The organism is Segeticoccus rhizosphaerae (assembly GCF_009192725.1).
In the GTDB taxonomy this organism is placed as follows: Bacteria; Actinomycetota; Actinomycetes; order Actinomycetales; family Dermatophilaceae; genus Segeticoccus; species Segeticoccus rhizosphaerae.
Genome location: NZ_VOHR01000131.1, coordinates 1 through 9,954, shown reverse-complemented (window position 1 = coordinate 9,954; position 9,954 = coordinate 1). Strand labels below are relative to the sequence as shown.

The following is a 9,954-nucleotide window of genomic DNA, read 5'->3' as shown; positions in this document are numbered from 1 at the left end:
GGCCGAGACCTACCTCGCCCAGGACGTGCCCACCGTCCTGCAGTCGGCCCTGCGGGCCGGCGGACGACTCGAGCGCCGCCCACAGGTTGGCGGCGTCGCGCATCCGGCGGGGCCTCAGCTCCAGGCCGACCAGCTGGCTGAAGACGCGCTCGGCGGGACCCCCGGAGGCACGCCTGCGGCGGACCGCTTCGCCCAGCGCTGCGACGTGCGGCAGGTGCCGACTCGTGGCCCGCTCGGTGACGACGTCGACCCAGCCCTCCACGAGCGCGAGGTAGGTCTCCAGCCGGCGCAGGGCCGACTGCTGCGCCGCGCTCGGCTCCGGTGTGAACAGCGAGCCGGCGAGGGCCTCCTGCATCGCTGCGGGGTCGGAGGGGTCGACCGAGGTGATGGCCGAGGAGATGCCCTCGGTGTCGATCCGGATGTCACGGGCATACGCCTGGACGGCGGCGATGAGCTGCGGACCGAGCCACGGGACCCCTGCGAACAGGCGGACCCTGGCGGCCTCGCGGACGACGAGGTAGAGGTGCACCTCGCCGGCGTCGACCGACAGTCCCTCGGCGAAGGCCTGGACGTTGGCCGGGAGCACCACGACCGCGTGGTCCGGGACGAGGGGCAGGCCGACCTCGGTGCCGGTCACCAGATCGGCGGCGAGCGTGCCCACGGCCTGACCCACCTGCATCCCGAACATCGAACCGCTCATCCGCGCGATCATCGGCTCCATCTGGCCCATCAGCGCGCTCGGGTCCATGCCCGGCGGCAGCCCGGGTGGCATCCCGGGCAACCCCTCACCGCCCAACCCGCCGAGCTGCTCCTTCATCGCCGACTGGATGGCGCTGCTGACCCCCTCGGCCACCGGTTGGACCAGCTGCTGCCACACCGGCATGGTCTGCTCGACCCATTCCGCCCGGCTCCACGCGTGCACCCCAGCACTGGGTGCGCCGAGGTCGGTGACCTCGTCGAGCCACAGGCTGGCCACCTGCGCGACCTGGGTCACGTCCCTGACCATCGCGGCCGAGACAGAGGAGTCGCCGGCGGCCGAGACGGTCTTGCGCGCCACGTCGTGGGCCATCTCCACGTTGAAGGCGCCGCCCTCGCCGCTGAACATCGCCTTGAGCTGCGCCGAGATCATGCCCATGGTCGCCGGGTCGGACTGGTCCAGGCCCATTGCCCCGAGGGCCTTGGCCACATCCGGGTTGTCGGTGTCGCCGAGCAGCGACCGCAGCATCGCCTCGAAGTCGGGCTCGTCGTCCGGACGGCCGGACGGGGGCGGGGTGGGTGTATCAGGCACGCGGCGCTCCTTGCCTCCTGAGAGGATGGTTCTCTCCTCCAGATAACCACGAGGAGGCCCTGGTGAGTTCCCCGCGGGGCGGGGTTCGCTCTGGGCGCAAGACCCGCCGGCCGGGCCGTCTCGGGCGCTGCCGGCGTGGCGCACAGCGACGGCTGCAATCATGCCCCGTCGACGCATCAGGAGGGTGAGCACGAGCATGGAGCAGACCGACCGCACCGGGGTCGTGATGGCCGAGGTCAGGGACACACCCCTGTCCGTGGACGAGGTGATGGCAGCCGTGCGGCACCCCCGCGCCGGCGCCATCGCCACCTTCGTCGGGATCGTCCGGGAGCGTGACCACGACCGCGACGTCACCGGGCTCGACTACTCGGCGCACCCCACGGCCGTGGCAGCTCTGACCGAGATCGCGGAGCGCCTGGCCGCCCGACCCGACGTGCTGGCCATCGCAGCCGTCCATCGCACCGGCGCGCTCGAGATCGGGGACCTGGCCGTGGTCGCGGCCGTGAGCGCGCCCCACCGGGCGCCTGCCTTCGAGGTATGCCGTGAGCTCATCGACACGCTCAAGGCGCAGGTTCCCATCTGGAAGCACCAGCAGTTCACCGACGGTACGGACGAGTGGGTGGGGCTTCCGTGACGGATGGGCCCGTGCCCGCGCCACCGCATACCGGCATCAGCCGCCGCACCGCCGCCGCGCTCGCCCTCGTGGTCATCGCGATCGCCGTGGCGGCGGCGATGAGCCTCATCCACCTGCCCTACGCGATCTACCGTCCGGGGCCGGCCACCAACACCCTCGGCACCATCGACGGCAGGCAGATCATCACGGTCAAGGGGACCAGGACCTACCCGACGGCCGGCGCCCTCGACTTCACCACGGTCTCCCTCTACGGCGGGCCCAACTACCCGGTGAACGTCTGGGACTGGGTCAGCGCCGAGCTCGACTCCTCCAGCGAGGTCGTCCCGGTCAAGGAGGTCTTTCCCCAGAACGTGAGCGGGAAGAAGATCCAGCAGCGCAACACCGCGGAGATGCAGGGGTCTCAGGACGAGGCGAAGGTCGTCGCCCTGAGAGCGATCGGCAAGAAGGTGCCCGAGGACGTGGTCATCGCGGCGGTCCTGCCGAAGGCGCCCGCCCAGGGTGTGCTGCGCGAAGGAGACCTCATCCGCAAGGTCCGCGGGACGCCGGTTCCCGATCTTCCCGCGGCGCAGCGGCTGATCGAGAAGGAGAAGGCCGGCACCCGCGTGCCCATGACGGTGGAGCGCAAGGGCAAGGACCTGTCCCTGAAGGTGCCGACCGGCAAGTCCGGTGGCCGGACCGTGGTCGGCGTCTACCTGGCTCCCCGCTTCCACTTCCCGGTGGACGTCAACATCTACGCCGGCCACGTGGGTGGCCCGTCAGCCGGGATGATGTTCAGCCTCGGCATCTACGACACGCTGACCCCGGGCAAGCTGACGGGAGGAGTGCGGTTCGCCGGCACCGGGACCCTCGACAGCCAGGGCAACGTCGGCCCGATCGGCGGGATCCGGCAGAAGCTCGTGGGCGCCCGCGACGCCGGCGCCCAGTGGTTCCTCGCCCCGGCCGCCAACTGCGACGAGGTGGTCGACCACGTCCCGGACGGTCTGCAGGTGGTCAAGGTCTCGACGTTCGACCAGGCCCGGCACCTGGTCAAGCAGATCGGGCAGGGCGAGCGGGCCGACCTGCCCCGTTGCACCGGGGCCGAGAAGCACTAATCCTGCAGGGTGACTGCCAGGGCGTGCACCAGGCCTGGCGCCAGGTCCTTGCCGACTGCCACGTCGTCGTCGTTGTCGTGGTCCCGCTGACGCAGCAGGCAGATCGACTCGCCCTCACGCAGCACCGCGACGAGCAGCCGCACGTCCTTGCGTGCCGGGTGGGCGGCGAGCACCTCGGTCGCCTGGTCGGGGTCCGCGGGCAGGTCCTGTTCCGCGTCGGGCGGCACCACGATGCGCTCCACGGCGAGGGCGACGCCGTCCACCTCGGGCGGCCACGCCAAACGGCCGAGCAGCGACTCCAGGGAGGAGGTGTGCGGCATACCCTCCTGCTCGATGGCGGTGAAGCCGTCCGGGTCGGAGGACCCCAGCTCGGCCGCGAGCTGGGGCTCCCGCTCGAGCAGCCCGGCGGTGCGGACCAGCGCGAACAGGCGGGGAGCCTGGTCCCAGCCGGCCGCGCCGACGTGCCGCTCGGCGTCGATCGCCGAACGGGCCAGGGGGCTGAGGGCGTGCTGGACCGGTGAGCTCACGGCCACCATGCTGCCGCATGCAGGGTGGTGCCGGGAACCATCCCCCGCTCAGTTAGGTTGGACCCCACACAAGAGCGTGCGTGGGCACGGCCAGCGGCGAGATCGGGTGTATCGGTGACACAGCGGGACTGGTTCGGCCAGGGCGGCAGGGGCGGCGACGACGGAGAAGGCTCCGGCGGCCCCAGAAGCCGGGGTCCCCGTCCGGGCGGGCACGTGCCCGGTGGACGACGGCCGCGAGCGCTCGTCCCGACCCTGGTGATCGTCGCGGTGATCGTCATCCTCGTCGCGGTCGGCGCCCAGCTGTGGACCGAGAAGCTCTGGTTCGACAGCGTCGGCTTCGCCCAGGTGTTCCGCACCGAGCTCATCGCCAAGGTCCTGCTCTTCCTCGCCGCCGGCGTCGTGACGGCCGCCGTGATCGCCTCCAGCCTGCTCATCGCCTACCGGACCCGCCCGATCTATGCCCCCGTCACCGCGGAGCAGCGCAACCTCGACCACTACCGGGAGATGCTCGAGCCGCTGCGGCGCCTCGCGTTCATCGCGCTGCCGGCAGCCGTCGGACTCTTCGCGGGCATCGCCGCCGCCGCCCAGTGGAAGACCGTCCTGCTGTGGATCAACCGGGTGCCGTTCGGCAGCACCGATGCCGCCTTCCACAAGGACATCGGCTTCTTCGTCTTCACGCTCCCGTGGCTGGACTTCCTCACCGGCTTCTTCACCATGATCCTCATCCTGGGTGCGCTCGCGGCGGCTCTGACGCACTACGTCTACGGCGGCCTGCAGCTGCAGGGCCGCGGCGCCCACACGACGACCGCCGCCCGCATCCACCTGTGCGTGCTGCTCGCGGCCATCGTGCTGGTCCGGGCGGCCAGCTACTGGCTGGACCGCTACGACCTGACCACCAAGGAGTCCCACCTGATCACGGGCATCACCTACACCGATGCCCACGCGGTGCTGCCGACCAAGGCCATCCTGGCCGTCGCGGCGATCGTCTGCGCCGCACTGTTCATCTCCACGATCTGGACCCGGTCGTGGCGCTTCCCGCTGCTGGGGCTGTCGCTGCTGCTGGTCCTCGCCGTGGCGGTCGGTGGCATCTACCCGGCCCTGGTCCAGAACTTCAAGGTCAAGCCGTCCGAGAAGACCCTCGAAGCCCCCTACATCGAACGCAACATCAAGGCGACCCGCGCGGCCTACAACATCGATACCACCGACTCGGAGACCTACGACGCCACGACCACGGCCAACCAGGGCCAGTTGCGCGACGACGCGCAGACCATCCCCGGCATCCGGCTGGTCGACCCCAGCCTGGTCTCGCCGACCTTCCAGCAGCTGCAGGCGGTCAAGTCCTACTACAAGTTCGCCGACTCGCTCGACGTCGACCGCTACACGATCGACGGCAAGAGCCGGGACACGGTGATCGCCGTGCGCGAGCTCGACCTGTCCGGCGTGCCTGCCGACCAGCGCAACTGGATCAACGACCACACCGTCTACACCCACGGCTTCGGCGTCGTGGCGGCCTACGGCAACCAGCGGGGCGCCGACGGCCAGCCGGTCTTCTTCGAGAAGAACATCCCGCCGGTCGGTCCGCTCGGCAAGTTCGAGCCACGGATCTACTTCGGTGAGAAGTCACCGATCTACTCCATCGTGGGAGGACCCAAGGGGAGCACTCCTCGCGAGCTGGACTACCCCGACCAGAGCAAGACCGGGCAGAAGAACAACACCTACCAGGGCGACGGCGGGGTGCCGATCGGTTCCTTCTTCAAGAAGGCTGCCTATGCCATCAAGTACCGCAACCTGAAGATCATGCTCACCGACACGGTCAACTCCGACTCGCGGCTGCTCGACCACCGCAGCCCGCGCGAGCGGGTGCAGCGGGTCGCCCCCTGGCTCAAGGTCGACGGCAACCCGTACCCGGCGGTCGTGGACGGTCGGGTCAAGTGGATCGTGGACGGCTACACCACCTCGGCGCACTACCCCTACTCCTCGCTCCAGTCGATCGGGTCCGCGACCTCGGACGCCCTCACCGAGCGCACGACCAGCGTCAGCGCGATCCAGGCCGGCAAGGTCAACTACATCCGCAACTCGGTCAAGGCGACTGTGGACGCGTATGACGGGTCCGTGCACCTCTACGCGTGGGACAAGAACGACCCGGTGCTGCGGGCCTGGTCGAAGGCGTTCCACGGGTCGGTGGAGCCGATGGACAAGATCGATGGCGACCTGATGTCGCACCTGCGTTACCCCGAGGACCTGTTCAAGGTCCAACGCACCCTCATGGCCAGGTACCACGTCACCGACCCGGAGTCGTTCTTCGGTGGTGGCGACTACTGGCTGGTGCCTGACGACCCGACGCAGGAGCAGGTCAAGGTGCCGCAGCCGCCCTACTACCTCAGCGTGGCGATGCCGGGCCAGAAGTCCCCCCAGTTCTCCCTGACCACCACCTTCATGCCGACGGGCGACCGGCCGGTGCTGGCCGGGTTCATGGCGGTGGATGCCAACGCCGGCGACAAGGACGGCAAGCGTCGCAAGGACTACGGCCAGATCCGGTTGCTCGAGCTGCCACGGGACACGACGGTCAAGGGCCCCGGTCAGGTCCAGAACGACATCGAGTCCTCCAACGTCAGCTCGCCACGGTTCCCGCAGACGCTGTCGCAGTTCCTGTCGTTGAACCGGCAGGAGGGCTCTCGGATCCAGCTCGGCAACCTGCTCACCCTGCCGGTCGGCGGCGGCATGCTCTATGTCGAGCCGATCTACGTCAGTGCCAAGACGGGCTCGTCCTACCCGCTGTCGCGGGCGATCGTGGCGGCCTTCGGCAACAAGCTGGCCTGGTCGGACACCCTGGACGGGGCGCTCGACGGTCTGTTCGGCGGCAACTCCGGCGCCACGGCGGGCGACTCTGGGTCACAGGGCTCGGAAGGCCCCGGCAGCTCCACCCCGACGTCGTCGAGCTCCCCGTCGTCCGGTCCCAGCTCCACCACGACCGGCAAGGTCGACAAGACCGCGCTCGACCAGGCTCTCGCGGAGGCGCAGCAGGCCTACAGCGACGGTCAGGCCGCGCTGAAGAGGGGCGACTTCGCGGCCTACGGCGAGGCGCAGAAGCGGCTCGAGGCGGCGCTCGCCAAAGCGGTGGCGGCGGCCCCGGAGGGTGGTTCGGTGACCATGCCCTCCGCGCCGTCGGGCACCAAGACTCCGTAACCGTGGGGACGCGGCGCCGATTTGCTCTGACCCTTGAGGTGCCGTATCGTCGTGGTTACCGACGCGGGGTGGAGCAGCTCGGTAGCTCGCCGGGCTCATAACCCGGAGGTCGCAGGTTCAAATCCTGCCCCCGCTACCAACGCGTCAACGACGAAGCCCGGACCATCTGGTCCGGGCCTTCGCCGTTCTCAGGCCGCTGACCTGCACGGATGTGGTCGGGCGAGGCCCCTCGGAGCGCGCGGTACGTCTGCTCAGCCGGGTCGGCCGCCGTCCTTCTGCGGGTCGGGTCGGTCCTCCACGTCGGCGTTTCTGACCGGATTTCTGACCGAACCCCCCTTCGAGCCGACGGCCGACCAGATCAGGTCGGCCATCTCCTGGGCCACGACACGGTCCCGGCCCTGTGAGTGGTGGGTGTAGATCTGCAGGGTGACCGAGGTGTTGGCGTGCCCGATCCGGTCGCTGAGCATCTTCGGGTCGACGCCCGCGTCCATGGCCATGGTGGCGTAGGTGTGCCTGACGTCATGGAGCCGGATTCGCGGCACCCCGGCCCGGTCGACGAGTCGGTTGAAGCGCGCCGTGATGGTGTCCGGGTGCAGCGGACGGCCGAGCTCGTTGACCATCAGTAGGCCATGTGAGGGGTAGTCTTGGCCGTAGGCGGCCGCTTCCTCCTGGAGAAGGTCGAGGAGTCTGCGCAGCTCCTCGCAGGTGAAGGAGTCCAACGAGATCCCGCGCCGGCCGGCGGCAGATTTGCCGTCCGACTCTCGAGCGTGGCCCGCGACCACGACCCGGGTGCCCTCGACGCGGAGTCGCTGGTTGTCCAGGTCGAGCATGCTGCGACGCACTCCAGCCAGCTCGGACCGTCGCATCCCTGTGGTCGCAGCGAGCAGCCACATGGCGCCGAAGCGGTCGTCGATGGCCAGTCGAAGCCAGCGAGCCAGCTCCTGGACCGTCCAGATCCGCCGCTCTGGCTGCCGGGAGCGGGGGACCACTGCATGCTCGGCCGGGTTGACGTTCAGGAGCCCCCACGTGACCGCGTCCCGGAGCGCCTTGCGCATGACCACGTGGACGTTCCTGACCGACTTCGAGCTCAGCCCGGCGTCATACTCGCTTGGAACGCGTCCCTGTCGGTAGCGTCGAGCGGCCTTCTGCGCCGAGGACAAGGTGGTGCCGGCGGCAGCTGCGAGGACCGCCGGCGCTGGGCCCAAGCCGGCGCGCTCGTCCTGGTGGGTCATCCAGTAGGCGTACATCCGCCAGTTGCTGTCCCCCTTGCGGCGACCGTTCTCGAAGAGGTGCCGGTAGAAGGCGTTGATGGTGGGGACCGTGAGGTCGGGCAGCCATCGGTCGCCCAGGATGGGCACGATGTAGGTGGCGATGATGTCCCGGTAGCTCTGCGTGGCGGTGCTCTTCAGGTCGACCTCCACGGTTGCCAACCACTGAGCGAAGAAGTCCTTGACCCTGATCTTCCGCGGGTGCGCCGGACGACCCGAGTCCAGCAGCTTCTTCGCCTCGAGTGCCCGAGTCAGCGCCTCTTCCTCGGAGCCGAAGCCCCCTCGGTACGGGCGAACCCGCTTCCCGGTCAGTGGGTCGGAGTGGGCCTCGAGTCTGTAGGCCCAAGAGGAGTTCTCCCGGTAGACCGTGACCCCGTGGATCATGCGCCGCTGACTCATGCCACGTCCTGGTCGCCGTTGATGAACGCCACGAGCTTGGACGTGATGACGTAGACCCGGCCACCCAGACGCCGCGTCGGAAGGACGCCGGATGCCGCGAATCGGTAGGCGCTGGCCCTGCTCAAGCCGAGCAACTTGGCCGTCTTGGGTACGGACAGGAGGGCAGGCAGTGCGTCGAAGTCGGTCATGATTCCTCCACAGTTCTCAACCGGCCGGGTCGTCCTCCGTCTCAGGCAGGGCTCTTGGCCGTGGAAGTGGTCGCTTCCGTCTCGAATACCGCCTCGGTGGTACACCATCTGATGACCCGGCTCCGGACTATCCCGGCGCGCGTGCCTGCTGGGCCCGGGACCTTGGGCATGCGTGGCATAGCAGTCAATTGCGTGGTTTCCCACTTGATCAGTTGGTGTGGTGCACAATCGCGGTGATATTCGGTGGACCTGTCAAGCCGATCAGCTCGGTGATCCGTAGCGCACACAGGGCGATGCTCGTGGTGCTCGCACGGACTACCGAGCCACTCAGGGGCCGCCTGGTGGCCGCGCTCACCGACGGCCAGGTGGGACAGTGGCGCGAATGAGGTCCTCGGTGCCTTGTCCCAGTCCGGGATCGTGCTGCGCGAGGAAACGGCCGCCAGCCAAGTTGTACCGACTCAACCGTGACCACGTCGCTGCCGCGGCATCGTTAATGGCACGGCAGTGGCGCACCTGCTGCAGTGGATCCGTGGCGAGCTGGCCGTGTGGTCGCGACCTCTCAACGCGATAGCGCGGATTCGAATCCAACGGGCGGATCCTAGAAACGCGACGGGCACGTTGCCTAGCCGGGTGGAGGAACTGGCAGGCCAAAGACGTCGACAGGCTTCAGTTTCAGGGCTTGACGCGTGTGATCCGTCAGTGCTCGTCGAGTCTTAGCGAGCGCTTGTTGTGCTCGTGCGACCCCTTCCCCATCGTAGGGTAGCCAGCCAAAAACCGCGACGTTCAGCACAGTCGTTAGGCGCCTTCCCGCTTGGGCCGTGTGCGCAGTGACCACGTCGGCCGCCGCGAGAACGACAGCGTTTGTCAACTTCACGGTCTGGTCGTCTCCGAAGAGCCAGACTTGTGCGGCGGCTCGGCTCAGTGCGTCGGCATCGGAACTTAGGCTCTCCGCCATTTCCGCATAGTTCAGAGGTGCCGCGCTGCTCAAAACCCGCGCAACCAGGCCGTACAAAGGGCCGGCGTTGGAGGCCAGCAGCGCCATGTTCTCAGCCCGCAGGTCGACTGCTTGGGCCCGAACAAGTACCTCCACGATGGCTAGCTTCCGCTCATGGTCAGATTCAGTCCTTCGTAAACGCCTCAGTCGCAGGTACTGAGTTTGTCAGGCAGCGCCTGCGCCGATGATGGCCCCTACGAGGCTTGCCGCCGCCGTCACTGGTCACTCTGCACGGCGCCACCCTAGAGTCCCGTGCCCGCACGCGCCTCCCGGAAGATGCGGTGGTCAAGTCCCCTCAGGTGGTGTAACGCTGCGTGCTCCTTCGTGGGGGTTCACGCGGTCAGTGCGGGCAGGTGTTCACCTCCGGTCTCGGGCTGGG

8 protein-coding genes and 1 tRNA gene are annotated in these 9,954 nt (G+C 68.8%); 4 read left to right on the top strand and 5 right to left on the bottom strand.

Annotated elements, in window-relative coordinates:
• The coding region (locus FRW57_RS11800; protein WP_238999402.1) for a zinc-dependent metalloprotease at window positions 1-1,288 on the bottom strand (1,288 nt) is incomplete at its 3' end.
• Window positions 1,289-1,484: 196 nt separating this feature from the next.
• Between FRW57_RS11800 and FRW57_RS11795 the strand changes: the two genes are divergently transcribed.
• On the top strand, window positions 1,485-1,922 hold the full coding sequence (locus tag FRW57_RS11795; RefSeq protein WP_137122402.1) for a molybdenum cofactor biosynthesis protein MoaE: 438 nt from the start codon (window positions 1,485-1,487) through the stop codon (window positions 1,920-1,922).
• An 11-nt stretch (window positions 1,923-1,933) separates the two neighbouring features.
• The gene (locus tag FRW57_RS11790) at window positions 1,934-3,013 is read left to right on the top strand and encodes a YlbL family protein (protein ID WP_152186075.1); all 1,080 of its coding nucleotides are present in this window, start codon (window positions 1,934-1,936) and stop codon (window positions 3,011-3,013) included.
• On the opposite strand, the gene FRW57_RS11785 is transcribed toward FRW57_RS11790, so the two are convergent.
• Window positions 3,010-3,549, bottom strand: a complete 540-nt coding sequence (locus FRW57_RS11785) for a PPA1309 family protein (protein WP_137122404.1) — start codon at window positions 3,547-3,549, stop codon at window positions 3,010-3,012. The genes FRW57_RS11790 and FRW57_RS11785 overlap by 4 nt on opposite strands.
• Window positions 3,550-3,654: 105 nt before the next feature.
• On the opposite strand from FRW57_RS11785, the gene FRW57_RS11780 reads away from it, so the two are divergent.
• Together FRW57_RS11780 and FRW57_RS11775 are read left to right on the top strand one after the other, a co-directional pair.
• The gene (locus FRW57_RS11780) at window positions 3,655-6,726 is read left to right on the top strand and encodes a UPF0182 family membrane protein (protein WP_238999401.1); all 3,072 of its coding nucleotides are present in this window, start codon (window positions 3,655-3,657) and stop codon (window positions 6,724-6,726) included.
• Window positions 6,727-6,788: 62 nt separating this feature from the next.
• Window positions 6,789-6,865: transfer RNA gene (locus FRW57_RS11775), tRNA-Met, on the top strand.
• Window positions 6,866-6,977: 112 nt separating this feature from the next.
• Here the strand turns inward: FRW57_RS11775 and FRW57_RS11770 are convergent.
• The 3 genes from FRW57_RS11770 to FRW57_RS11760 all read right to left on the bottom strand — a co-directional run bounded on the left by FRW57_RS11770 (window position 6,978) and on the right by FRW57_RS11760 (window position 9,623).
• Complete coding sequence (locus tag FRW57_RS11770) at window positions 6,978-8,393, bottom strand: site-specific integrase (protein WP_152186074.1); 1,416 nt, start codon at window positions 8,391-8,393, stop codon at window positions 6,978-6,980.
• Complete coding sequence (locus FRW57_RS11765; protein WP_152186073.1) at window positions 8,390-8,581, bottom strand: helix-turn-helix domain-containing protein; 192 nt, start codon at window positions 8,579-8,581, stop codon at window positions 8,390-8,392. Before FRW57_RS11765 ends, FRW57_RS11770 begins: the two co-directional genes overlap by 4 nt.
• Window positions 8,582-9,203: 622 nt before the next feature.
• Entirely contained in the window at window positions 9,204-9,623 is a 420-nt protein-coding gene (locus tag FRW57_RS11760) for a hypothetical protein (protein WP_152186072.1), read from the bottom strand.
• Window positions 9,624-9,954: the final 331 nt, after the last annotated feature.

Bases quoted from the DNA above. Each gene is read 5' to 3' on its own strand.
- FRW57_RS11795 (WP_137122402.1), top strand. From the start codon at position 1,485: ATGGAGCAGACCGACCGCACCGGGGTCGTGATGGCCGAGGTCAGGGAC.
- FRW57_RS11785 (WP_137122404.1), bottom strand. From the start codon at position 3,549: ATGGTGGCCGTGAGCTCACCGGTCCAGCACGCCCTCAGCCCCCTGGCC.
- FRW57_RS11770 (WP_152186074.1), bottom strand. From the start codon at position 8,393: ATGAGTCAGCGGCGCATGATCCACGGGGTCACGGTCTACCGGGAGAAC.
- FRW57_RS11765 (WP_152186073.1), bottom strand. From the start codon at position 8,581: ATGACCGACTTCGACGCACTGCCTGCCCTCCTGTCCGTACCCAAGACG.
- FRW57_RS11760 (WP_152186072.1), bottom strand. From the start codon at position 9,623: ATGGCGCTGCTGGCCTCCAACGCCGGCCCTTTGTACGGCCTGGTTGCG.